This window comes from Bdellovibrio sp. HCB290 (genome assembly GCF_047305925.1).
GTDB lineage: Bacteria > Bdellovibrionota > Bdellovibrionia > Bdellovibrionales > Bdellovibrionaceae > Bdellovibrio.
The window spans coordinates 3209855-3233361 of the sequence record NZ_CP178620.1 but is presented as its reverse complement, the minus strand read 5'-3'; the positions used below and the strand labels follow the sequence as shown (position 1 = coordinate 3233361).

Here is a 23507-nt window from a genome sequence, read left to right as displayed (position 1 = left end):
TGGATGGAAGACCATCTGTTCCGGTGGCCTTCATTGATTCTTTTGCTGGCGCATAAAGGCCCATTTTGATCTTGGCAGTGAAACCTTCTTGGTCGATTTCTTGAGAGCGTAAATCCAGCTCTTTTGCGCAACTTGGTTTTCGTATTCAGTTCGTTTTAAATGCACCTCGATCATTTCAAGTTCGTATCTTTGCAATCCTACAACTCGCATCAATTGGTATTTTCCTTATTCATATCTGTACCTCCGTTTTTTTTGATTGATTGTTTTTTGCTGTATCCTCCTCTCGTAGAGGGGGAGTGGTCACGAACGCTTGCGAAGGAAAATGGAATGGACAGGACTCCGGGTTCTTCAAATATTTTGAATATTTACAGTGGCTTTTTCGCCCTCAGATCGAATTAAATAAGTGCGGAAGCTTTCCAGTTATTTTCCGTAGTGTTTGGAACTCACTAAAAGCAAATTTTTAAGCAAAATACATAGCTGATAGCGATTCTCTTTAAGATACTCCCCGACGAAGTCCGTCCACCCCGCCATTTTTAAACTTTAAATAAGTCCATATTGAAGGCGACAAGAATCTGCGATTCACTTTTTTCAACACGTTTGGAGATCTTTGAAATCTGAAGGACCAACTCTTTGCGGAGTTCAATGTAGTCCTCTGTGGAAATTGTCATCGGTGCAGAAAAGAACAAGTCATCTTCTTTTTTTTCAACCATTGATTCCAGAGCTTTCACATGCCAATTGGAAAGATGCTTATCAGAAAGAGGCGATTCTTTTTCGATAAAGGTAGTCCTCGGCCCGACTTTAATTTTTCCTGAAACTTGTTTGCATAGTCCTACTTCGATGAGCCAATTCGTAACATCAGCAATTCGTGCCCGTGAAACACCAAGGTAGCTTGAGATACTCTCAATTGTTTGTGTGGTGGGAATGGCCGTGAGTCCATGCACGGCTGTGTAAATCCAGCTCGAATAAAAGACCGCGTGTTGATCTGCCGATAAATCTTTTTCTTTCTGAACATGGTGCTTTACTTTAAAGGCTTCTTTTCTGGCCTGTTCAATTTGCTTTTCTAAAAACTCTTTCAGTTTCTGACTGCCAGCTCGTTCTTTGCGAACCAATTGAAGTAAAAAAGACGTTTCTGGATTATTAAGAGCAAAGAAACCGGCCAAAAGAATTCCTTGCTCTTCGGTGAAATCCTTTTTTCCCGACAGAACCTGGCTGATCAGGGTTTGATTGACGTTCAGGTGGTCTGCAAGCTTTCCTAGTTGTCCGTAGCCCCGGTTCGGCATATTTTCAATACGCGTACGTACGAAGTCTCGATAATTTTGAGCGTCGAATACTTCCATAGGCCCTCATTTCTTTTACTGGGTGGTAAATACTTTTTTAACTTATTTACTAAACTGGTATGGCAATGGTCAAGGGGGTGGGATAAACCTTTCACTTTCAACACAGGATTTGCTGGCTGAGAGACAACTATGGTATCTCCCGGCATGAATTATCTCGAGCGAACTCAAAAGGATTAAAGATGAACATTATGCGATTGATAGCAGCGGTAATTTTTTTCGGAACATGTACTTCATCGGTTTATGCTGCTGATATAGGCGGTACGATGAGTGGTGGTGGTGGCGGGGATGGCGTCGTTGCAGAATTTACTTCCATGGCGAATGTCGTATTTGCAGCACTTCGCTCGTCACCAGGGCAAAGTGCAGTTGTCGATGTTCGAAAAATTTCAGAGTCCCTTAGTTCATTGAATATCGTCTCTACTGACGAGCCGCTTGTGGTTAACAATTTGAATAAAGATGCGAAGAATTGGCCAGTGGAAGGACGTATCGCAATTAACAGAGCCCGCTGGGCAGCGCTTTCCAACGATCAAAGACAAATTCTGGTTGTTCATGAAGTCATCAGCGCGAACGGCTATGATGATCGTTACTACAATATTTCAAGTGATCTACTGGCCTTGTTGCAAAAGACTTCGGGAACATTTATGGACTCGCGCCGTGGAGTTTATATTGTCGGAGATGGATATTCTTTGCTGCCGTCCTCTGACGAAGGTAGCTGCGCTGCCAGCTGCAATGCTGATACAAAATGTTTTGCGAGTGTTTATTATTACCACATGCAAAAGTGCAGATTGAATACGGCCATGGGCGATGGGCGACTTGTGGGACGTACCGATGCTGTCACGGCGATAAAAACTATCGGCTTTCGTAGTGGTTGGGAATACATGGGTGCTGACTATCGAACCTTCGCAACAAATGATCCTTACGTTTGCTCACAACAGTGTGTGAAAGAATCTCAATGCGCCGCCTTTACCTGGCAGGACCGTACAAATACCTGTTTTTTGAAGTCTGAGGTTGGTGGAAAAAAATGGGAGCTTCTGTCTGTTAGCGGAGTGAAGTAGTAAGTGTAAAAAAAAGGCCCCCGGAGAGGCCTAAACCAGCGCCTCCCGATAAGAACACATTTAAACCAATGGCTCTAATACTTAAAACGAATAGGTTCGTATTGGCTTCTTGATTCCCAAGACCTCCTGATTTTTACTAAAATCAGGAGGAGCCCCGTTTAAAACAGTTCTGGCGGACAAATGCCTCAGAAGCTCCAATTGCCTCCGCAGCCTTGAAATAAGATCCATATAAGCTAACGAGTCGCAGCAGGTCTGCGGGCAAAAGGGCCTTAGGCTCTACAACCTCATCAATCTCTATTGCAATCAAGGCTTGGGGGCTGGGCAAAAGCGGTTCGTCTGCTCCGGGGACTCGCGCGCACCAAATCTCTCCTTCGAAAGAGAATAATCAAAACTGAAAACCAGCTACTGTTCTTTACCCCTGATATTTGAATGGTTCCAGGGTATCGGTCATTCGAAAACTGTCAGTATTTTAGACAAGTCTGAAATGTCTTCAGTGGTGAACAACCGTAACATTGAGTTCTCTGGGGATGTGTTAAAGTTCGGCGGAACTAAACCTTCATACGGAGAAATAACTATGAAAATGTTTGCGTTGCTAATTTCATTGTTCGGAATGTCAGCTGTCGCTTCTGCGAAGACTGTAAATTACGTTTCTTGCAGCGGCCCAGACTGGAAAGTTGCCTCTCAATTGAATCTTGATACAAACAAGATCACTCAAAAAACTACAGATGGCCGTAAAAGTGTTATGGATTCTGTGAAACCTATCGTTGAGATCAGCATTGATGATATTGCTTTTCTAAATAGCGAAGGTGCTATTGCTGCGACTGATATCCAATCTGGATATAAAGCCGTAATTGCTCCAGGAGCTGATGGTGGTCGCACTTCTACTGTGTACTTCATTGATTTGAAAGCCGGCGGTCAGGCTCTTGCTTACGGAGCTATGGTAGTTGCTGGTCCTTGCGGCAAGTAAATTCCAATCGAAACTAAATTAAGTTTCTTTGAAAAGCCGACGGTAAGTCGGCTTTTTTATTTCTACGGGGCATTCTTAAAGTACTTGAGGGGATCTTCGACTCCGTACTGTTTCTGGAGTTTCAACACTGTTGAATATTCTTTCTTTAGGAACAAATTAAACTCTTTTAAAATCTCTGGGTAATTTATCGTCGACAGGCTGTAGTGTGACTTTATAAAAGGGAGCCCTCGCGCTAAGTAAATCGGCTGATCGTTTTCAATGACGGTCTTCAGATAATAGTTCGCCACCAAGGGATTCAGGTAAATCCCCTGCACGCGGTTGTTTAAAACCATTTTTAACAGACCCACGACTTCACCGTTCTCATGGGCTCTTATTTTTCCATCCTTAATCAAATCGGCGTATTGAATCGGATCGAAACCAATTAGGACGCCCATAGTTTTTAGCTCATTCAGTTTGATCTTAATGTTTTCCTCTTTGACCAAAACTCCGTCCACGTAAGCCACAACCGGAGAGCTAAATGAAACGTTGCGAGCCTTCTGTCTTTCGGCGGCCCAGTAACTATTATTGGGATACATAAAATCAACGCTCTTATCATCCAGAAAAACTTTGAACATGCGGGGGACGGGGACGGATTTATACTCGAACAAGTAGCCTTTGCTTTGTGCAAAGGCATTTAGAACGGCAGCACCAAATCCGGTAAACTTTCCGTCGATAAATCCTGTGTGAGGAAGGTAGTCGTATTCGCCAACACCGATGATGAAATGGTTTTTACCGCGGACCAAGTCTTTTGATATTGGATCGTTTGCATAGGACACAGCTGTGAATACAAGCAAGGATACAATAGTTTGAAAAAACATTGAACGGACTCCTGACTGGGTCACGTTCAATGCTAAATTATATTTCAATATGGGCAAGATGTATTAATGGGGAGGCGATTAGTTTGTGTCGGCGTTATCCGTCTGCTTGGTTTGAATTGTCATTTGCTGGTTAGCTTTAGTGGCTTGATACAGCTCCATCGCTTTTTCCGGGGAATCCACTGCTTCGCCATTGATGTGAGTAATAACATCACCAGCTTTTGCGTTTAATCGGCCGTCCTTTTGGACAGGACATTTCATGGTGATTGAGCCGTCAGCACTGCGCTGAGGAAGGCAACCTCTGTCGCGCATTTCCTGTGAAGTTATTGCGAAAGCCTGAGTTGTGAAAAACACGGAAAATAGTATTACTAGTGATTTCATTTGTCCTCCCGAATGGATATATAGCATCCTTTATTCAACATATTGGCAACCGGAAAAGCATGAGTGGTTGGATTGAGGGTTTGTATGCGTAAACGATGTTCATTGTGGTTCGTTGCACTGGCTATTGGTGTTCAGTTTTTGGTGGGTAATGCATTTGCCGTCAGTTTTGACGGGGATGCCGGGATTACCAAAGAGAAGCTGATTGAATCAATCAAAAAAAGCACTTCGTTGAGTGATGAACAGATCGAATCACTGATGCAGACTTTGGCATTGCAATTTAAGCTTCGTCCCGAACAGCGTATTCCCATCAAAGGATATTTGTACGCGAGTGGGATGAACGGCGCCATGTTGGTCGATCATGATGTTTGGTATTTTGATGCGAATCTGGTTGATCCGGCGACCAATGAGATTGTGAAAATTCCTGAGCTGTTCTTGTGCGACTTTCACAATGGTGGTTTCAAATTTGAAGTGGCGTACAAGTGGATGTTTACGTTTATTCCCAGCGGTGTAAACGTGGACGAATTAAATGGCGGACTTTATGGCCGTGGCGTTGGACTTGTCGCTGATGCATTTTTGGGTGCCGAGGGTTCCTGGCTTCCGGCGCAGAACCGGGCCCACGATGTTTTTCACCTGGCTTTGAAAGTCGGCTTCGGCGGAGGCATCGTCTTCCCTAAAATGGAATTCAAACTTCGCCAGATTGTTGATTCGAAAAAGTAAAGCAGGACTGTCTTTGATAATTGTGGCGGGACTTGATTTTATTTTTTCAAAAACCAAGTCCGCAAAAGCGTGATTAGATCTCGGTAAGCTCTACAACCTGAACATTCACGATATTGGACTCATTCTGATAACCTAAATCGATCTGCTCTTCATAGATCTTATCAACTCGCAATTGAACTCCGGGCAAAAGGATCGACTCTTGCTCGCCCATGACCGAATACCTGGAAATGCTGTGGGCAGACTTTCCGTGAATAATAAAAAGCTGATCTTTAATGAAGTTTTCCGCGGTCGAGCGTTCACCAGATACGCTGGTGATGCCGCGTAATTCAACGATCTGACCTACGCTGCGAATGCGGCTGCGTTTGCTGTCCAGACCACGATAGAATGTGCCTTCTGCGACAGGAATCTTTTCTACCGCACGAATAAACATCTCCGCATCGAGAAAGGCATATGTTTCTGTATATTTTTGAATCAGAAAATGTTCTGCAGCTGAGATAGGTCCTGTTGGGTCATATTGAACCATCAGCTTGTTTTCGCAGTTACCCACGCAGTACTTATCAGCAAACTCCTGATCTGATATCGCAAACGCCTGAACAGCACTTAGAAAAGAGAATACTAAAATCAGTGTTTTCATTTCATGCCTTACTGGATGGTTATTCCGCGAGTCAGCACGGTTTGAAGTTTGATTTCCACCTGGTCCCACTCTTCCTGGGTCAGGGGAGTGTAGCCGCGGTTTTCTTTCCAGCCGTAACCCCAGCGGAAGTTTGAATTGAATTTTGGAGAGCCCCCTACGCGCACGGCATAGTAGTAGGTCTTTGCGATATCAGGGTGCCCGGTTTTATCAATGCAGGCTTTTAAATCCTGATCAGCCAGGATGCGATCATCAGCGGTTCCGCCGTGCCAGTACACGATGTCGTGCTGAATACAGCAATCAAGGAAGGCATCAGGATTGTACCAGGGGATGCCATCCGGACTTTTACTGCAACCATCACTGGTGAAGTCCTTTAGTTCATTAGCCATCGCAGGACTTGCAATGCCCAGGAAAATTAAAAATATGGCCGAGATAAGAGATTTCATATCCGCCTCAACCTATTGGCAACGCTGTTCGATCGCGTTCATGATCGCGGTAAGTTTTTGCGGCGGATTTTTGATCTGCCATTGCCATTTGAAATCACGGCAATCCTGCCAGTGAGGAAATACCATCGGCCCAAAGTTTTCGTGGCCATCGTCTTTAAGCAGGCGATCATAGACGATATCCTGAATGTTCTTGTAAGAGCTCAATGGAAGAATCTGTTTGGAGATTAAATCCAAAGTGACTTCAACGCTGGTAACAAAGCCAATTTGCCCAGGCATAGTCGGGTATTGGGAATCACCAAGGCGGGAGTATGCTTCACGGATATAGGACACAGAAGGAATTTGCGGAAACTCCTTAGTCATCTGGTCGTAAACGATCGTGTCAAATTGACCATTGTCGCCAAAGTAAATCACCAGGTCAGGGTGCTCGTACTTCAATAGGGCACGAATCACTTTTTGCTTAAGTTCAGGATCCTGCTTAATTCCCGAATTCATGTGAAGTTTTGTAACTGGGAAGCTGTTTTCCGTTAGAAAGTCCGAGTGCTGCTCTTGCATCAAGGCCTTGGGGGCAAGGCTGACGTAGTGAAATTCAATATCAGGAATTTGATTTTGCAGAGCCTGATAGACTTCGGCCATTCCGACAAAGCGGCTGTCGTCGTCAAAAAATGAACCTGCGGAGCGGGATTTGGAAAGAATATTGGAGACCTTGATGGTGTCATCAATGTCCGAAATTACCAGGGTTTTGGCCTCAGAGAATGAAGCAACCAATAGGATTGAAATCAGCAACAATTTGTTCACGAGGCCTCCAGTAATCGTCCAATGTTTTGACAAGCATGCAGTTCTTTCCCGAAGGGGATCGTGAGCGTGCAATCAAGGGAATACAAATTTCATGATTGGGAAGAGCAATAGCTATGCCGCAAGGTCGTTGCTCTGAAGAAAGCGATGCAAATTCGCAATACATTTGTCCCATTTAATAGTTTTTTGCCGTAAGACTGTCCCCTTTGGAAAAATCTATGCTTAAAAGTCGTCCGAACATTTTTGAATTTGTTGATTACCGTCAGTACATCACAGTCTTTTTTGAATACAAGAAAAGCCAAAATCCACGGTTTTCCTATGATTTTGTTGCCAAGCGATTGGGCACGTCCCGTGCGTATCTCAAGAACATTTCCATCGGACGACGACATATTCACCTGGACAAGATTCCTGCCTTGGCCAAGGTGTTCGATCTTTCTCAATTGGAAATCGAATATTTTTTGATGGCTGTTGCAAAATCAACTGTCAAGAATACCGAAGTCGACGAGTACTTCGGCAGAATTATGGATGCCCTAAAAGCCCAGAACTATTTAAGCACCAAGTACATCGCACCAGCAATGGACGGCAAAGGTATTTATATTAATAATAACTGGTTGGGATCTGTTATTCACGAAATGTCCCGATTGGAAGGCTTCAAATTTGACAGTCAAAAAATTCTGAGCCAACTGGTCGACCATGAAGACATCACAATCGAGAATGTTGAGAAGATCATGAAAGAGCTGCTGGAGCTGGGCATGATCGTTCTGAAAGAAGATGGAGTGGTTCAACATGTGCCGGTGGAGCAGAGTATGCTGCCGCAGTCGCATCAGGAGTCTTTGAAATCTTTCAGGGTTTCTATCGAAAAGTCATATTCGATTCTGAATGATGCCGCAAAATATCGTCCCTTAAGATTCTTTGCGGGGTGCCTGGCGGTGAATTTCGCAGACTTCGATAAAATCCATCGTGAGTTCTGTCTTTACCATGACAAAGTTGTGGAGATTTCGAAAACGTCGGTTAATCCCGACCACATCGTCTATTTGTCTGATTGCTTTTTCAATGTGACAAAAAAAGAGCAGGCAGAGCCTACTTGATAGAAAGTTCCGCCTGTACGCGCAGTTCGTTGGAGACCTTTTGCAGACCCTCGGGGATCTCGATGAGGGCTCCGCGCGGGATCTCCTGCTGAATTTTGAACTTATGCATCCACGCCAGGAATTCACGATCAGGACCGCGACAGATCATCTGGCGGTCTTTACCTTTTTCTTTCAAGGTGTCACCGACTACGCGAGCAGCATGAATCGGCGTGGGTTTGGTTTTACGCATTAACAGGTAGCTCGTGGTCAAAGTGCGGTTCTTCATTGGAAGTTGCTCTTCCATCGCCAGGAACCATTTTGGCGCATCAAAGTGAATGCGATCATGACACCAGTCTGTTTTTGACTGGGTCAACAGCGGGCAAAGACCTTCGTGAGTGCAGGGCGCCCATGCGTGAAAGCCCTTTTCTAAAAGTTTCGCACGAAGTTGCATTAGTTTTCTGCCGTCTTGTTGAGTCGAGGGCTCTGCGATCATCAAGGCTTCACAGTCATAAGCCCAATCCGGCAAGTCTGACAGTTCGGTCAAAGAATACGAAAACAATGCCAGGGTTTTCTTAGGATTGCTGATTTTTGATTTGTTGATCGAGCGAACCCATTCCTGGGCTTTGAAAAATGGGAAATACTTTTCAATCAGACGTTGTGGCTCTGTTGAGCGCTCAATCAACGTGTATTTTAAGTTCTGAGATTCAGAAAGACTTAAAGAGGCAGTGGCAAGTCCTGCACCGAAGTCCATGACATTTTCCAGGCCATCAAAGAATCCGCGCTTTTCACCTTCTAAAATCACCGCACGCAAACGTGCAGCATTCAGAGGAAGGTAATAGCAAAGGTAGGCAACCTGCGCCCAGGATTCATGCCATGGTGTTTGACCTTCGGGTTCATTGATAAAGAAATCAGACAGTGCCAGAACGCGTTTGGAAAGCTCCTTGGAATCGTTCAAGGTAAGCTTATAGTCGGCAAGCGCTTTCGCAATCGCCTCTTCAAAATTGGCTGGAATGGTGAACTGTCTTTGCATGGATGGGGGATTCTACAGAGTGTTCAGGGCTTTTAGCAAATCATCGACCTGGATTTCTTCCATCGCATGGTCAAATGGGGGATTTTCGTTCTTCGATACGAAAATTTTTACATTTTCTCCACGGGCAGCCCAGCGGCGGGGATGCTGTACACGAATCGGGGAGTAAAGTCCCAATACAGATGCCCCCAGAGATGCTGCCATGTGCGCGACACCAGTGCTTGGTACGACTACGGCTTTGGAGTTTTTAAGTACAGTGAAAAGCTCGGCAGGTTTTAACTGATTTTGCAGGTTGATCACCTGGGGATCATTCTTAAAGCGTGCTTTAATCGCTGTCAGAAACGGTTCATCTGCAGGAGTCCCTGTCAGTACGATTTTAGTAAACGGAGTGACCTGCTCGATCAAAGAAATATAACGTGCTGTTGGCCAGTTGAGTGCTGAGCCCGCCATACCAGGATGGACTACAACATAATTTTTCTCGTTGAGGCCATGCTTGCTAAGAAGCTCAGAATTGGAGGGCGCAGTCAGTTTCAAAACTGGGGTGGGCTCTTTGGATTTTTCATTCAAGGCATAACGAAGCAGATCCATGTTGTAATCAGCTTCATGTTGCACGGCCTGACTGCGGCGTTGGCGCAGACCTTTATTCAAAAACAAGAAGCTATGCCACTGAGACTTTACACCGGCACGAACTTTTACACCCTCGGCCCATAATGCAAAGCTCACCCACCATGGGGCTTGAAAGCTAACGGCGACATCAGGTTTAAATTCGCGAATGAATGCACGGAGTGTTTGTAGTGAAGCTTTCCAATCATCTTTGGAAAGCTCGATATAGGAACGTTTGGGATCGGCATTGTCAGGAACAAATCCCAAACCTTTGGCGATCACCCATTTCACTTCTTTATCCGCCATGAACTGCGCCTGATCCACGCACATCGTGGAGATCAGGTCGCCAATTTTATCAAGGCGGATAAGAAGGACTTTTTTCACTTATCTGTACTCTTCGATTGAAGGGCAAGAACAGATCAGGTTGCGGTCGCCGTAAGCGTTATCCACGCGGCCAACCACAGGCCAGAACTTGTTCGTGCGCAGCCACTCGACCGGATACACAGCTTCTTCGCGAGAATACGGATGATTCCACTCGGGCTTCATCATCATCTGCGCTGTGTGCGGAGAGTTCTTAAGAGCATTGTTTTCTTTATCCATTTTGCCAGACTCAACCGCCGCGATTTCTGCGCGGATGGAAAGCATGGCATCGATAAAGCGATCCACTTCCTGTTTCGGTTCAGATTCTGTCGGCTCGATCATCAATGTGCCAGCCACAGGGAAGGACATTGTTGGAGCATGGAATCCATAGTCGATCAGACGTTTTGCAACGTCTGTCACGTCAATACCAGAAGCGGTTTTGATATCGCGAACGTCGATGATGCACTCATGGGCCACATAACCGCTTTTACCTTTGTAAAGAACCGGGTAGGCCTTTTCCAATTTCTTAGCGATGTAGTTTGCCGAAAGGATGGATACCAAAGTCGCCTTACGCAAGCCCTCTGCGCCCATCATTGTGATGTACGCCCAAGAGATTGGAAGGATCGATGCAGAACCCCAAGGAGCCGACGTCGTTGAAGTGATACCGTTTGCAGGACCAGCTTCAGGAATCACAGAGTGCTTAGGCAAGAACTCTTTCAAGTGTGCCGCTACACCGATTGGACCCACGCCCGGACCGCCACCACCGTGAGGGATCGCGAATGTTTTGTGAAGATTCATGTGGGATACGTCAGCGCCGAAAGCACCTGGGCGGCACATGCCAACCAAGGCGTTCATATTTGCGCCGTCCATATACACTTGGCCGCCGTTTGCGTGAACGATATCGCAGATTTCTTTGATACCTTCTTCGTAAACACCGTGAGTGGATGGATAAGTGATCATCAACGCAGACAAGTTGTCTTTGTGTTGTTCGGCTTTTGCTTTTAGATCAGAAACTTCAACGTTACCGAAGTCGTCGCAATTAACTACCACAACCTGCATGCCTGCCAATGCTGCTGACGCCGGATTGGTTCCGTGTGCAGAGGAAGGAATCAAACAGATGTTTCTGTGACCTTGGCCGCGGGATTGGTGGTACTTGCGGATCACCAATAGACCCGCATACTCGCCCTGAGAGCCCGCATTTGGTTGCAAGCTGACAGCCGCAAAACCAGTGATGTCACAAAGTTTGTTTTCAAGATCCTTGATCATTTCAATCAAGCCAGCTGTTTGAGAAACCGGAGCAAACGGATGAAGTTTGCTGATTTCAGGCCAGGAAACAGGAACCAACTCTGTCGTTGCATTCAGTTTCATTGTGCAAGAACCCAATGGAATCATTGAGTGAGTCAAAGTGATGTCTTTGTTTTGCAAGTGATGGATGTAGCGCAGAAGTTCAGTTTCGCTATGGTGCGAGTTGAACACCGGGTTTGTCATAAATGCAGATTTACGGGATAAAGCCGCTGGGATTTCCAGTTTCAATGTTTCGTCTATTGCCAGACAGTCGAAGGCCGCTTTGTTGCCGCCGTTAAATGCCATCCACACAGTTTCAACGTCAGTCAAAGTCACAGTCTCGTTCAAAGAGATGCCCAAAGTCTTGTCGTTGATCTTTCTGAAGTTCATGCCCAGGTCTTCGGCTTGAGCCAAAATACCAGCAGCGTTGTCAGAAGTAACTGTGATCGTGTCAAAGAAGGCGTTTTTGGAAACGTTGTAACCAAGTTTCGCAAGACCGTCTGCCATGATTGCAGTCAGGCGGTTCACACGCATCGCAATTTTCTTAAGACCTTGTGGGCCGTGGTAAACCGCATACATGGAAGCCATGTTCGCCAAAAGAACTTGTGCAGTGCAGATATTCGAAGTCGCTTTTTCACGACGGATATGTTGCTCGCGAGTTTGCAAAGCCAAACGCAAAGCTTGTTTGCCCTGGGAGTCTACAGAAACACCCACCAAACGACCTGGCATCATGCGCTTGTAAGCATCTTTAGTTGCCAGGAAAGCCGCGTGAGGACCGCCGTAACCCAATGGTACACCGAAACGTTGGGAGTTACCGACAACGATGTCAGCGCCCCACTCGCCCGGAGGAGTTAATAAAGTCATCGCCAGAAGATCGACGCTGGCTACAACGTGTGCGCCCTGGTCTTTGTATTTTTTTGCAAGATCGGCGTAGTTTTCAATTGCGCCTTCAGTATCAGGATACTGGAAGAACACACCGAATGCCGGTTTTGCAAAATCATATGTCGCCGGATTTGTGACGATCATCTCAAGACCCAACGGTTCTGCGCGTGTACCAAGTACTTCGATCACATGCGGGTGCATTTTGTCAGATACGACAAATGCGTTTGCTTTGGTTTTGCAAAGGGCGTGAGCCATGAACATCGCTTCCGCAGCTGCAGTTCCCTCATCCAGCAAGGATGAATTTGAAATCTGCATCCCAGTAAGATCCGCCACCATCGTTTGGAAATTCAATAATGCTTCCAAGCGACCTTGAGCGATCTCGGCCTGATAAGGAGTGTAGGCTGTGTACCAAACTGGATTTTCAAAAATGTTTCTTTGGATGATCGTCGGTGTGATGGTGTCGTGGAAACCCATGCCGATGTAGGACTTCATCACTTTGTTTTTTGAAACCATGGATTTCAAATGGTTCAGCAAACCGAATTCAGAAATACCAGGGCCTACGCCTTCGAATTTATGATCCGTGCGGATTTGTGATGGAATAATTTTATTAGCAAGATCTTCCAAAGAAGCAAAACCAAGCTCTTTCAACATCTCTTGGACGTCGGAATCGCTCGGGCCAATATGGCGCGGGATAAATTCATTTCTTGGAGATAAATCGTCGATTTTCATATACACCTCAATAACGCAAAAGAGCCTAGCACAGCCCCTGTATTGATTAAAGTGTTGGCTCGCGACAGAGCAAGGGCGCTAATGCAAGGCAATATGCCGAGTATACCCTAAATTGCTTGCTTGGAGGAGGTTCTGTGCAGTCTGGCTTCACATTGTGAGGAAATCTTTTTGGGATTTCCACCTGTGTGACAGGCCCTGATCAAAGTACGAAAATGTTCAAGTTGCTCTGTTTGCTCTTTAAATGAATTTAAACGGGAAGGCAGACTTGGAAGGTTCACTAGAATCGCGGTCTCCAGTCGCAGGGCCAGCCAGACCTTGCTTTTGGTTTCGCGTCCGTCTTCCTTTAGAATATCGTTCATAACTGTGCGCATTGAAGAAGGCAGGGTGCGCGAAACCAAGGACATTTGTTCCAGTTTAAAGCGGAAGAGGGGATCCTTAAGAGCGCGGTTGCCGCTTTCCTTGTAGTAGCTGACCAGGTAGTCGGTTTTACCATTAATGAGCTCATCCTGATCCAGTCCCACCGGGTTGCAGATTGTGGAGCAAAACGGCGGCAACTTTTTGCCCTGAATTTGGGCAAAAAGTTCCTCAAAAGTGCCGATTTCTTCAAGATAGCCTTCGCTAATTTTTGCGACCTCATTCAAATTAGGGTCGTTGGGGGCCTGTTGATGGAAGTGATCGATTCCTAGGTACGCGACGATACCGATGGCGATGAAAACCGTCAGACAAAATGTAGAAAGAAAAATGGCGGAATACTTCAGCCAAAATCGCAGGTATTTGTTCATTCATGATGATGTTATCGGATCGCACTGGGGGTCGGCAATGCTCGCCGTCCCTAGGTCTAATTGCACTTTTGATGTTTATAGAGAGTCGATACTTCGGCCCCCGTCAGGGCCTTATTCCAAATAACGACTTCGTCCATACTTCCGGTTAGGGATGCAGAGGTTGGATTTGAGCTGGAGGATGCTGGAACGCCAAAAAGAATAAATGGGTAGCCTGAATCAGAGTTGAATCCTCCTGTACCATTGGCGCCCGTGGCATAACCTCCGTAAGAAGCTTGATTGGTACATGTTCCTGTTAGCCTTGGATCAGAGCCTGTATGAACAACTTCGGTTCCATCAAGGTAGTATTTAATTCCTGTGTAGGTTGATGTTCCGTCCCAGGTCACGACAAGGTGATGCCAGGTTTTAGAAGCCCAGTAAGTTGATGAAAGCGGACAGGATTGGCGTTCCATGTTTGTAGAACCATGCACTTTTCGAAAATCCAAAGAGCCGTCAGTGCGAAACACAAAAAAATAGCCACGTGATGAGTTGTTATCACTCTTGTAAAACAGACGCTGATTACTTGCCGGGAACGACATATTCACCCACATACTGACTGTCAATCCCGGAAGATCCGCAAGATCCGTTGTGTTTGTGGTTTTAATAATGTCATTGGCGTTTCCGTTCCCCGTAATCATTTGGCGAAAAATGGAGACTGAAGAGTTTGCATAGCTTAAGTTAGATCCGGCCATGGTGGCGGTCAGAGTCGGACCACCAGTGAAGCCGGAGGGTAGCACTGATGCGTTGGCGACAGCGCCGACTGTGCCATCAAGATGCCAGATAGCGGAGATGAAATTGTTTTGTGGAATCCACGCGGATCGATATGCGGCCACGCAACGACCAGCACCGGATCCGGAGTCCTGCATGGCCCCGGTTTGCAGACCCAATTGAGCTTGGGCTGCGAATGGTAAAAGAGATATTAAAGCCCAAATTCTCATTATTGATACCCTGTTGCCCAAGTGATCACACAGTCATAAGTGGAACCGTTGTACAAAGTCAGAACGTTGTAAGTCGACCATGTGCTTGCCACTGTCGGCGCATTCGGAGGCAAGAATTTGGACGTGTTGCATCCCGAGAAAGTATATGTACGGGAAGTCGTATCTTGAATCACCAGAGTATAGTTACCACCATGGGTCATGTTTTGAAGAGTGATTGTTGAGCCACCAACCGAAGCCAGGACCGCCGTATTGCTTGTAGCTAAGTTCACAGTTGCACCAGAGGCTACAGAGTTCGGTGTACTGACGATTGTGCCAGTCACATGAAGTTTTGCATTCGCAGAAGGCGAGGTATTATTGATCGCGACTGAACCACCGAAATAGTTCTGATCTGAGGTTCCTTGTTGGTAGATACCATAGCGATTCGTACCCTGAAGAGTTTCAATGTACACGCCGAAAGCATTAGTTAATGTACCCGTAGAAACATCAGTCGCAACTCTTAAACCGTTGAAGTTTGTAGTAGTACCCGTGGCAGAACTTGTGAAATGTGAATAAGTACCATAAGCACTTGTGATATTACCGGTTGCATATTTGGTTACGAAAGATTCAACACCCACTGCAGTACCAACAGTACCAGTACCACCCTGTTCGGCGATACCAGCAGCACCGACCATTTGCGCGCCGGACATATAGTTACTGTTGAAGTTTGCAATAGAACCATTGCTGCCGTAGAAAACCGCCGTAGATGCAGAGGTTGGCTCAGTAAGACCATAGAAGTAGTTCAAGGCTGGTGAACCAGAAGTATCTGTCATCGAACCTTGAACCTGTAATTTAGAAGACGGATTGGTCTGACCGATACCCACTTTGCCTGCAGTAGTAATAGTCATGTGAGTGGAGTTGTTAGTTTCGAATGCCAAAGTGTTGCTGTCATTCGTGCCTAGGACTGCCGCCGCACCAAATGAGTTACCACCGTTAACATAAACACCCGAAGCTCCAGTAATTGGAAGATCCGTTGATGCAATCGTTCTGAAGGTAGCATTACCATCAGCACCAGTTGGAGCCGCCAGGAAAGTTTTTTGGGTCTGAGATCCGAAGCTTGAAGGTGTCACAGTGACAGTCTGACAAGCCCAACCCGAAACAGTCCATGTAGCTACGTGACCCGCAGTCGAGCAGCCAAAGTCATAGAACTTACCAGTGGAATCCTTAATAACCATATTTGAAGTGCCGGAATTCACTCCAGTGAAGTTCATATTTGTACCAATGATCGTCGCAGAGGCAATTTTACCAGTCGTGATTGCACCTGAAGCCACGGATGGATTTGGGTAGGTTCCTGTCAGGTCGCCACCGGCTGTTGCACCTGATTGCATCGCTCCCGTGATACGAGAGTCATTGCCCGCAGCAAAAGTAGTTGCCGTAGTACCTTGAAGACTTGCAATAGTAATATCTGTCGGAGCTGCGGCGGAACCGGTGTTATTACCTTTCAAAGTATTCGCTGCCATGTTCGCCATTTTAGCATTTGTCACAGCACTATTGGCGATTGTTGATGCCGCAGATCCAGGGCCCGCAGCGGTCACGTCACCAGTAAGTGCCGTGATGTAGTTGCCAGCTGCTTGTTTTGCTGCGAAAGAGTCGTAATCAGTTTTACTCAATAAACCCGCTGTCACGCTGGAAGCAGAAGCCATCGGAATATTCAGCGTATGGGCAGATCCTGCAGAAGACCAAGCCGGAGCCGTGCCTGTTGTACCAGGAGTTGCGAAAGTTTGAGTTGCTGTTGCTAAACCATTCAGTGAGCTGACGGCTGCACCGACTGCACCTACAACTTTAACTGCACCACCATCCCAATATTTCACAACATTGGAAGTCGTGTTGAACCAAGTTTTACCTTTGTCAGCAGTATTCCAGCCAGTGATCAGTGTTGCTTCAGTTGCATCTGTGTAGTTACCCAGGCCCAATGAACCCGTCATCACATCGCCAGCTTTATTCACCGGAGTATAAGTTAGAGCCGTTGTGATATCACCGGCAGCAAGGTTTGCTCCCGTAGTTACGCGACCTTTTACGTCGACAGTCACTTTAGTATAAGTGCCAGCTGTTGCTACAGTTGCAAGAGTCAATGCACCAGCGTTGGAAATCGTGGCATCACCACTCATTGTTACTGCTGTAGCAGCATTTGATCCGTTACCGATCCACATCGTGCCGTTAGCAAGGGAAGGAAGCAATGCCGTCGGAGCCTGGCACGCAAATCCAGAAGCAGTCCAAGTCGGAATGTGACCAGCCGTAGAACAAGTAAAGTTCATGAACTTGCCAGTGTTGTCTTTAAGGACAATTCCGGTTGTTGCAGCATTGGCACCCGTGAAGTCCATATCAGCGGCCACGATAGTGCCATCATTGATTTTTGCACTTGTGATCGCATTGTTCGCAATCGTTGCAGCAGCCGAACCTGGGCCCGAAGCCGTAACGTCACCAGTAAGTGCTGTCACATAGTTGCCAGCAGCTTGCTTTGCAGCGAAGGAATCATAGTCAGTTTTACTTAAAAGACCCGCTGTCACACCCGTATCAGCAGCCAATGGGATTTGTAACGTGTGAGCATTACCTGCAGAAGACCAAGCCGGTGCGGTACCTGTGTTAGTCACTGGAGTAGCGAAGGTCTGAGTCGAACCAGATTGACCATTAAGGGAAGTTAAACCTGCGCCAGAAATTCCCAGAGCTTGTACTGCAGAACCATCCCAGAATTTTACTTGATTCGTAGTTGTATTGAACCAAGTTTTACCTTTATCACCAGAACCCCAGCCAGATACTAAAGTAGTTTCAGTGGCATTGGTGTAGTTACCAAGACCCAAAGAACCTGTCATTACGTCACCAGCTTTGTTAACTGGAGTGTACGTAAGTGCCGTAGTAATGTCGCCAGCGGAAAGATTCGCACCCGTTGTTACGCGACCTTTTACATCGACAGTCACTTTAGTATAAGTACCGGCAGTCGCCACTGTCGCAAGAGTCAAGGCACCTGCATTCGATAGCGTCGCATCACCACTCATAGTAACTGCGGTTGCCGCATTGGAAGCATTACCTACCCACATAGTGCCGTCCGCAAGTGAGGGCATCATCGGAGTCGGTGCCTGACAAGCCCAACCAGTTACAGTCCAGGTAGCCACATGTCCTGTAGTACCGCAGGCAAAGTCAAAGAACTTACCTGTGTTGTCTTTGATAACTAAATTAGAAGTAGCAACATTCAGACCCGTGAAATCCATGTCAGCGCCAACGATAGTGCCGTTGGCGATTTTTGCACTGGTCACAGCATTGTTGGCAATTGTTGAAGCGGCAGAGCCTGGGCCTGCAGCTGTGATATCACCAGTCAAGGCAGTGATATAGTTGCCAGCTGCTTGTTTCGCAGCAAAAGAATCGTAGTCAGTTTTACTTAAAAGACCTGCTGTCACACCCGTATCAGCAGCCAATGGGATTTGTAACGTGTGAGCATTACCTGCAGAAGACCAAGCCGGTGCGGTACCTGTGTTAGTCACTGGAGTAGCGAAGGTCTGAGTTGAACCAGATTGACCGTTAAGGGAAGTTAAACCTGCGCCAGAAATTCCCAGAGCTTGTACTGCAGAACCATCCCAGAATTTTACTTGATTCGTAGTTGTATTGAACCAAGTTTTACCTTTATCACCAGAATCCCAGCCTGTTACTAGAGTCGTCTCAGTCGCATTGGTATAGTTACCAAGGCCCAATGAACCCGTCATCACGTCACCGGCTTTGTTAACTGGAGTGTATGTAAGAGCCGTCGTGATATCACCAGCAGCCAGGTTTGCTCCTGTAGTGACACGGCCTTTTGCATCGACAGTAACCTTAGTATATGTACCAGCTGTAGCAACTGTCGCCAAAGTCAAAGCGCCAGTGTTAGCGATTGTGGCGTCGCCACTCAAAGTCACAGCCGTCGCTGCATTGGATGCATTACCCACCCAAATATTACCATCTGCCAAAGATGGAAGTAGTGGAGACGGAGCCTGACATGCAAATCCTGAAGCTGTCCAAGTCGGAACATGTCCAGCAGTACCACAAGTGAAGTTTACAAACTTGCCGGTATTGTCTTTAAGAACGATACCAGTGGTAGCTGCATTAGCACCTGTGAAATCCATGTCAGTACCGATGATCGTACCATCAGCGATTTTCGCACTGGTCACCGCACTGTTCGCGATAGTTGAAGCAGCAGAACCTGGGCCTGCAGCCGTGATATCACCAGTCAAGGCAGTGATATAGTTACCTGCCGTTTGTTTGGCAGCGAACGAGTCATAATCAGTTTTACTTAAAAGACCCGCAGTCACACCTGTATCAGCAGCCATTGGAATTTGTAGAGTATGAGCATTACCCGCAGATGACCAAGCCGGAGCAGTACCAGTATTAGTGACTGGAGCTGCGAAAGTTTGCGTTGAACCAGATTGACCATTTAATGATGTCAAGCCAGCACCAGAAATACCCAATGCTTGAGCGCCGGAACCGTCCCAGAATTTAACCTGATTGGTTGAAGTATTAAACCAAGTTTTACCTTTGTCACCAACACCCAGGCCACCTACTAAAGTGCCCTCAGCCGTGTTGTCATAGTTTGCCAGACCGAAGGTACCAGTCATCACGTCGCCAGCTTTGTTCACTGGAGTGTAAGTCAAAGCCGTCGTGATATCACCCGCAGCTAAGTTAGCCCCAGTCGTCACGCGACCTTTTGCATCGATCGTAACTTTAGTGTAAGTACCCGCAGTCGCGACAGTTGCCAAAGTCAAAGCACCTGCGTTCGACAAAGTGGCATCACCACTCATCGTGACCGCAGTTGCAGCATTGGAAGCATTACCTACCCACATATTGCCGTCAGCAAGTGATGGCATTAGGGGAGTTGGAGCCTGACATGCCCAACCAGTCACAGTCCAAGTCGCAACATGGCCAGTTGTACCGCAGGCAAAATCAAAGAATTTACCTGTGTTGTCTTTGATGACCAATCCTGAAGTTGCGACATTCAGACCAGTGAAGTCCATGTCAGCGCCAACGATAGTGCCATCATTAATTTTAGCGCTTGTGATGGCATTGTTGGCGATAGTCGCTGCGGCAGAACCCGGTCCGGCTGCTGTGACATCACCAGTAAGAGCGGTGATATAGTTTCCTGCCGCTTGTTTGCCAGCGAAAGAGTCGTAATCAGTTTTGCTTAAAAGACCTGCGGTAACTCCAGAGGCAGATGCCATCGGAATATTTAAAGTGTGAGCATTTGAAGCAGAAGACCAAGCTGGAGCGGTCCCTGAAGTGCCTGGTGTTGCGAAAGTTTGTGCTGAACCAGACTCACCATTTAAAGAAGTCAAACCAGCACCGGAAACTCCCAATGCCTGGGCTGCAGAACCGTTCCAGTATTTCACTTGGTTTGTGTCAGAGTTGTACCACGTACGTCCCTCATCAGCCCCATTTAAACCTGCAACAAGTGTTGTTTCAGTTGCGTTGGAGTAGTTACCCAGCCCCAGTGAGCCGGTCATTGAGTCACCAGCTTTATTGACTGGTGTATAAGTAAGCGCGGTAGTCACATCTGCAGACAGCAGTGATCCGCCCGTAGTCACACGGCCTTTAGTGTCCACTGTCACTTTAGTATAAGTTCCAGCCGTAACTACATTGGCCAAAGTTAGCGCGCCTGTATTGGAGATTGTCGCGTCTCCACTCATAGTCACTGCAGTAGCAGCATTTGAAGCGTTACCAATCCACATATTGCCATCAGCAAGCGCTGGCAGCAGGGGAGTTGGAGCCTGGCAAGAGAAGCCGGAAGCTGTCCAAGTTGGTACGTGACCCACTGTAGAGCAAGTGAAGCTTACGAACTTTCCGGAACTGTCCTTGAGAACAATTCCAGTTGAGGAAGCGTTGGAACCCGTGAAGTCCATGTTGGTTCCAAGTATAGTTGCAGCGGCGATTTTCGAAGACGTGATAGCACCTGATGCCACTGTAGGGTTCGGATAAGTACCTGTAAGATCGCCACCAGCAGCTGATCCAGCCTGAAGGGCTCCAGTAATACGTGCATCATTTCCGGCTGCGAACTGATTCGCACCAGTACCTTGAAGTGAGGCAATCGTAACATCACTTGGACCTGCAGCAGCGCCAGAGTTATTTCCTTTTAGCGTATAAGATGGCATGTTTGCCATTTTTGCATTCGTTACCGCGCCATTGGCGATTGTCGTTGCGGCAGCGCCCGGACCGGAGCCAGTCACGTCACCAGTAAGGGATGTGATAGCAGCACCAGTAGATCCCACTGCAATTGCGGCAGAACCGTTCCAATATTTCAACTCGTTTGAAGTGGTGTTGTACCAGATTTTACCAGTGTCAGCGCCCGTTAAACTTGGATCGGAAGCATTGTTGGATACATGAAGGCTGCGATTGGCTGCCATAGTCATATAACCAATATTTGTGATATTCTGATTGGCCATATCGATGGCGCCAGACATAGTTCCACCAGCAAGCGGAAGTTTTGTGGCATCAGTGGATGATGGAGTTTGGCAACCCCAACCTACGATAGTCCAAGTTGCAACTTGGCCAACTGTGGAGCAGGCGAATTCAGCGAACTTACCAGTAGCGTCTTTGATGACGATGTTCGAAGTTGCAGTATTCACACCGGTGAAATCCATATCTGCAGAAACTACTGTACCATTGGCGATTTTTGCGCTTGTGATGGCATCATTTGCCACGTTTGGATTTGGATATGTTCCGCTAAGGTCTCCACCTGCTGAACCACCCGGAGCGATACCGGAAATAGTTGTAGGTGTTACTGAAGTGATGCGACCGTGAGCATCCACTGCAACAACTGGAACTTGAGTTGCAGAACCATATGTTCCTGCAGTGACACCCGAGTTGGCCAAGGAAACAGTTACAGTGCCGGATGTACCGCCACCTGAAAGTCCACTACCAGCAGTAACTCCAGTTATTGAACCCGTCGAAGTCGGCACGCAGGAGAAAATAGATCCATTCCAACTAAGTGCCTCATTCGCAGCACAGGTTACCAGAATATTCTTAAGAACAAAGTCATTGATGCTTTTATCAGCTAAAGTCTGTGCGCTGTATGAAGTCATCGCAAACGGAACAGAACGGATAGTGCTGGAAGGACTGATTTCCTGCCAACCAGTGCCATCGTGGAATGATACCTTTAAAAGTCGCTCAGATGTTGAAGTGGCATTCCAACTGCCGCTGCCGTGACAAATATGAGTTACGCCATTGATGAACGTATCTGAAAGTTTATTAGCTCCACCTACTGCGTAAAGGATCGTGCCATCGCCGATAGCGATGTCGAATACCCCATCAGAGTTTTGCATGTTAACGTGTTGGCGTTCTTCAGAATACAGAACGCAAGTGCCATCAGTGGAAGTTATCTGGAATCGGAAAGAAACGTCGTTATAGTTTAACGGATTTCCCAATGCATCAATGATACGCCCTTGATAGGTGAGCTTCTGCGGAGATGCGAGTGCTAAGGTGGCCGTAAATAACAGACCTCCAAGCACACAGAAAGATAAGATTTTTTTACCGAATCGCATAGTACGTCCCTGTTAAAATCTCGTTAAAAAAAACGTTCTGGAGTACTGATCGGTATGTAAATTCAATTAGTTAAGAACTGTTGCAGGATTGAAACTTAAAATGCCGTCACATTATGTAGAAAAAGCCTCTGGTTCCACGGCAATGAGTTTAATAAGATATGGTAAAGAAAATAGAAAGCCCTTGGGAACAGGTCGACCAAGGGCTTGTATCGGAATGAAACGAAATTATTTGCGAGTGGTCTTCTTGGATGCCTTACGAACAACTTTTTTAGTCGCTTTAGCAGGACGTTTGGAGGCAGCTTTTTTAGCCGTCTTCGCCGCACCTTTTTTGGCAGTCATTGTTTTTTTGAACAATGCTTTTTCCAATTTAGCTTTTTGCACGATCGCTTTTTTCTTTGCGACTTGAATGTTTTTTTCAAGCGCATCAGCGGACTTTTTAATTTTGCTGATTGTGCTGCTGACTTCTTTTTCCAGCTTCTCTTCAGAAGCGCTCAGGACTTTTACGATCTCCTGGTACTTCTGCCAAGCTTGCTCGACTTTTTGTTCTTTGGTTTTGTCGAACTTGCCTTTAAGGTCACCTTCGCGTTTTTTGATTTCTTCACTCAAAGTTTGGAAGTTTTCAAGAAGGCTTTGTACGTTCTTGTTCTTTGAAAGATTGTTCAACATTTTTTGGAAAGTTGCAGATGACATAATAGTCTCCTTTCAAGAGCTCGGAAATCACTTTACACCCGTGACTTCCGAATTAAAAGACTTGAACTGTTATTTTGACGTAAAACTGAAAGTATCCAGCCAAACCTCACGGTTGGAGGAGAATTTGCCCGGGAATTTTTCTAGAGCTTTTTCTCGAAGTTCCATTGCTTTTTCCGCTATATAGGACTTGATATGTTCTTCGTCCTTCACTTTAAACACAATACGCAATTCTTTCGCAGAGGACTCCATAGCACCGCCTTTGCGCAGGCAAAGATCCGCACTGATAAAGCCTGACACATTCAGCATATCCGCGATGTGTTCATTTTTAAGCCAATCTACGTACTCATTGTAGGCGTCGTATTGCACAGTTGTTTGTACGATATAAGTAACCATCTAAAAT

The 23507-nt window shown here is 46.4% G+C and carries 19 protein-coding genes; 4 read left to right on the top strand and 15 right to left on the bottom strand.

Annotated elements, in window-relative coordinates; all coding sequences use genetic code 11:
* Nucleotides 1-30: 30 nt before the first annotated feature.
* Together ACLVWU_RS15695 and ACLVWU_RS15690 are read right to left on the bottom strand one after the other, a co-directional pair.
* A complete protein-coding gene (locus ACLVWU_RS15695) occupies nucleotides 31-210 on the bottom strand; it encodes a hypothetical protein (protein ID WP_413575814.1) in 180 nt (59 codons plus the stop codon).
* A 323-nt stretch (nucleotides 211-533) separates the two neighbouring features.
* Nucleotides 534-1337: a DUF4423 domain-containing protein gene (locus ACLVWU_RS15690; RefSeq protein ID WP_413575813.1), complete on the bottom strand. Its 804-nt coding sequence runs from the start codon at nucleotides 1335-1337 to the stop codon at nucleotides 534-536.
* 179 nt (nucleotides 1338-1516) lie between these two features.
* Between ACLVWU_RS15690 and ACLVWU_RS15685 the strand changes: the two genes are divergently transcribed.
* Nucleotides 1517-2389 (top strand): PAN domain-containing protein, encoded by an 873-nt coding sequence (locus tag ACLVWU_RS15685; RefSeq protein ID WP_413575812.1) that lies wholly within the window; start codon nucleotides 1517-1519, stop codon nucleotides 2387-2389.
* A 484-nt stretch (nucleotides 2390-2873) separates the two neighbouring features.
* Nucleotides 2874-3356 carry a hypothetical protein gene (locus ACLVWU_RS15680; RefSeq protein ID WP_413575810.1) on the top strand — a complete coding sequence of 161 codons (483 nt, stop codon included), beginning with the start codon at nucleotides 2874-2876 and terminating at the stop codon, nucleotides 3354-3356.
* A 62-nt stretch (nucleotides 3357-3418) separates the two neighbouring features.
* On the opposite strand, the gene ACLVWU_RS15675 is transcribed toward ACLVWU_RS15680, so the two are convergent.
* Both ACLVWU_RS15675 and ACLVWU_RS15670 read right to left on the bottom strand, forming a co-directional pair.
* Nucleotides 3419-4213, bottom strand: a complete 795-nt coding sequence (locus ACLVWU_RS15675) for a substrate-binding periplasmic protein (RefSeq protein ID WP_413575809.1) — start codon at nucleotides 4211-4213, stop codon at nucleotides 3419-3421.
* A gap of 78 nt (nucleotides 4214-4291) precedes the next feature.
* Nucleotides 4292-4591: a hypothetical protein gene (locus ACLVWU_RS15670; protein ID WP_413575808.1), complete on the bottom strand. Its 300-nt coding sequence runs from the start codon at nucleotides 4589-4591 to the stop codon at nucleotides 4292-4294.
* An 84-nt stretch (nucleotides 4592-4675) separates the two neighbouring features.
* On the opposite strand from ACLVWU_RS15670, the gene ACLVWU_RS15665 reads away from it, so the two are divergent.
* On the top strand, nucleotides 4676-5308 hold the full coding sequence (locus ACLVWU_RS15665; protein ID WP_413575807.1) for a hypothetical protein: 633 nt from the start codon (nucleotides 4676-4678) through the stop codon (nucleotides 5306-5308).
* A 73-nt stretch (nucleotides 5309-5381) separates the two neighbouring features.
* On the opposite strand, the gene ACLVWU_RS15660 is transcribed toward ACLVWU_RS15665, so the two are convergent.
* From ACLVWU_RS15660 to ACLVWU_RS15650, 3 genes are read right to left on the bottom strand one after another with little or no spacing between them, the layout of a single operon-like run.
* Complete coding sequence (locus ACLVWU_RS15660; RefSeq protein ID WP_413575806.1) at nucleotides 5382-5942, bottom strand: ADP-ribosyltransferase domain-containing protein; 561 nt, start codon at nucleotides 5940-5942, stop codon at nucleotides 5382-5384.
* A gap of 8 nt (nucleotides 5943-5950) precedes the next feature.
* Nucleotides 5951-6385, bottom strand: coding sequence for a helicase (locus ACLVWU_RS15655; RefSeq protein WP_413575805.1), 435 nt, complete (start codon nucleotides 6383-6385; stop codon nucleotides 5951-5953).
* A gap of 12 nt (nucleotides 6386-6397) precedes the next feature.
* A complete protein-coding gene (locus tag ACLVWU_RS15650) occupies nucleotides 6398-7180 on the bottom strand; it encodes a phosphatase domain-containing protein (protein ID WP_413575803.1) in 783 nt (260 codons plus the stop codon).
* 215 nt (nucleotides 7181-7395) lie between these two features.
* On the opposite strand from ACLVWU_RS15650, the gene ACLVWU_RS15645 reads away from it, so the two are divergent.
* Entirely contained in the window at nucleotides 7396-8265 is an 870-nt protein-coding gene (locus tag ACLVWU_RS15645) for a TIGR02147 family protein (RefSeq protein WP_413575802.1), read from the top strand.
* Here ACLVWU_RS15645 and ACLVWU_RS15640 read toward each other — a convergent pair.
* From ACLVWU_RS15640 to ACLVWU_RS15605, 8 genes are all read right to left on the bottom strand, one after another.
* Complete coding sequence (locus ACLVWU_RS15640) at nucleotides 8258-9274, bottom strand: small ribosomal subunit Rsm22 family protein (RefSeq protein WP_413575801.1); 1017 nt, start codon at nucleotides 9272-9274, stop codon at nucleotides 8258-8260. The two genes, ACLVWU_RS15645 and ACLVWU_RS15640, sit on opposite strands and share 8 nt — an antisense overlap.
* Nucleotides 9275-9286: 12 nt before the next feature.
* Nucleotides 9287-10258: a glycosyltransferase family 9 protein gene (locus ACLVWU_RS15635; RefSeq protein ID WP_413575800.1), complete on the bottom strand. Its 972-nt coding sequence runs from the start codon at nucleotides 10256-10258 to the stop codon at nucleotides 9287-9289.
* On the bottom strand, nucleotides 10259-13129 hold the full coding sequence (gene gcvP, locus ACLVWU_RS15630) for an aminomethyl-transferring glycine dehydrogenase (RefSeq protein ID WP_413575798.1): 2871 nt from the start codon (nucleotides 13127-13129) through the stop codon (nucleotides 10259-10261). It lies immediately after the preceding gene.
* Nucleotides 13130-13236: 107 nt separating this feature from the next.
* Nucleotides 13237-13911 carry a hypothetical protein gene (locus ACLVWU_RS15625; protein ID WP_413575797.1) on the bottom strand — a complete coding sequence of 225 codons (675 nt, stop codon included), beginning with the start codon at nucleotides 13909-13911 and terminating at the stop codon, nucleotides 13237-13239.
* Between the two features lie 56 nt (nucleotides 13912-13967).
* Complete coding sequence (locus ACLVWU_RS15620) at nucleotides 13968-14885, bottom strand: LamG domain-containing protein (RefSeq protein ID WP_413575795.1); 918 nt, start codon at nucleotides 14883-14885, stop codon at nucleotides 13968-13970.
* A complete protein-coding gene (locus tag ACLVWU_RS15615) occupies nucleotides 14885-22417 on the bottom strand; it encodes a hypothetical protein (protein WP_413575794.1) in 7533 nt (2510 codons plus the stop codon). The genes ACLVWU_RS15620 and ACLVWU_RS15615 overlap by 1 nt, the downstream gene beginning before the upstream one ends.
* 225 nt (nucleotides 22418-22642) lie before the next feature.
* Nucleotides 22643-23107, bottom strand: coding sequence for an actin-binding protein (locus tag ACLVWU_RS15610; protein ID WP_413575793.1), 465 nt, complete (start codon nucleotides 23105-23107; stop codon nucleotides 22643-22645).
* A gap of 69 nt (nucleotides 23108-23176) precedes the next feature.
* Nucleotides 23177-23500 (bottom strand): DUF4286 family protein, encoded by a 324-nt coding sequence (locus ACLVWU_RS15605; RefSeq protein ID WP_413575792.1) that lies wholly within the window; start codon nucleotides 23498-23500, stop codon nucleotides 23177-23179.
* Between the last annotated feature and the right edge of the window lie 7 nt (nucleotides 23501-23507).

What these genes read in the sequence shown, in the direction of transcription:
- gcvP (WP_413575798.1), bottom strand. Translation starts at nt 13,129, where the DNA reads ATGAAAATCGACGATTTATCTCCAAGAAATGAATTTATCCCGCGCCAT.
- ACLVWU_RS15640 (WP_413575801.1), bottom strand. Translation starts at nt 9,274, where the DNA reads ATGCAAAGACAGTTCACCATTCCAGCCAATTTTGAAGAGGCGATTGCG.
- ACLVWU_RS15625 (WP_413575797.1), bottom strand. Translation starts at nt 13,911, where the DNA reads ATGAACAAATACCTGCGATTTTGGCTGAAGTATTCCGCCATTTTTCTT.
- ACLVWU_RS15685 (WP_413575812.1), top strand. Translation starts at nt 1,517, where the DNA reads ATGAACATTATGCGATTGATAGCAGCGGTAATTTTTTTCGGAACATGT.
- ACLVWU_RS15665 (WP_413575807.1), top strand. Translation starts at nt 4,676, where the DNA reads ATGCGTAAACGATGTTCATTGTGGTTCGTTGCACTGGCTATTGGTGTT.
- ACLVWU_RS15675 (WP_413575809.1), bottom strand. Translation starts at nt 4,213, where the DNA reads ATGTTTTTTCAAACTATTGTATCCTTGCTTGTATTCACAGCTGTGTCC.
- ACLVWU_RS15615 (WP_413575794.1), bottom strand. Translation starts at nt 22,417, where the DNA reads ATGCGATTCGGTAAAAAAATCTTATCTTTCTGTGTGCTTGGAGGTCTG.
- ACLVWU_RS15660 (WP_413575806.1), bottom strand. Translation starts at nt 5,942, where the DNA reads ATGAAAACACTGATTTTAGTATTCTCTTTTCTAAGTGCTGTTCAGGCG.
- ACLVWU_RS15695 (WP_413575814.1), bottom strand. Translation starts at nt 210, where the DNA reads ATGCGAGTTGTAGGATTGCAAAGATACGAACTTGAAATGATCGAGGTG.
- ACLVWU_RS15670 (WP_413575808.1), bottom strand. Translation starts at nt 4,591, where the DNA reads ATGAAATCACTAGTAATACTATTTTCCGTGTTTTTCACAACTCAGGCT.
- ACLVWU_RS15645 (WP_413575802.1), top strand. Translation starts at nt 7,396, where the DNA reads ATGCTTAAAAGTCGTCCGAACATTTTTGAATTTGTTGATTACCGTCAG.
- ACLVWU_RS15605 (WP_413575792.1), bottom strand. Translation starts at nt 23,500, where the DNA reads ATGGTTACTTATATCGTACAAACAACTGTGCAATACGACGCCTACAAT.
- ACLVWU_RS15610 (WP_413575793.1), bottom strand. Translation starts at nt 23,107, where the DNA reads ATGTCATCTGCAACTTTCCAAAAAATGTTGAACAATCTTTCAAAGAAC.
- ACLVWU_RS15680 (WP_413575810.1), top strand. Translation starts at nt 2,874, where the DNA reads ATGTCTTCAGTGGTGAACAACCGTAACATTGAGTTCTCTGGGGATGTG.
- ACLVWU_RS15620 (WP_413575795.1), bottom strand. Translation starts at nt 14,885, where the DNA reads ATGAGAATTTGGGCTTTAATATCTCTTTTACCATTCGCAGCCCAAGCT.
- ACLVWU_RS15690 (WP_413575813.1), bottom strand. Translation starts at nt 1,337, where the DNA reads ATGGAAGTATTCGACGCTCAAAATTATCGAGACTTCGTACGTACGCGT.
- ACLVWU_RS15655 (WP_413575805.1), bottom strand. Translation starts at nt 6,385, where the DNA reads ATGAAATCTCTTATCTCGGCCATATTTTTAATTTTCCTGGGCATTGCA.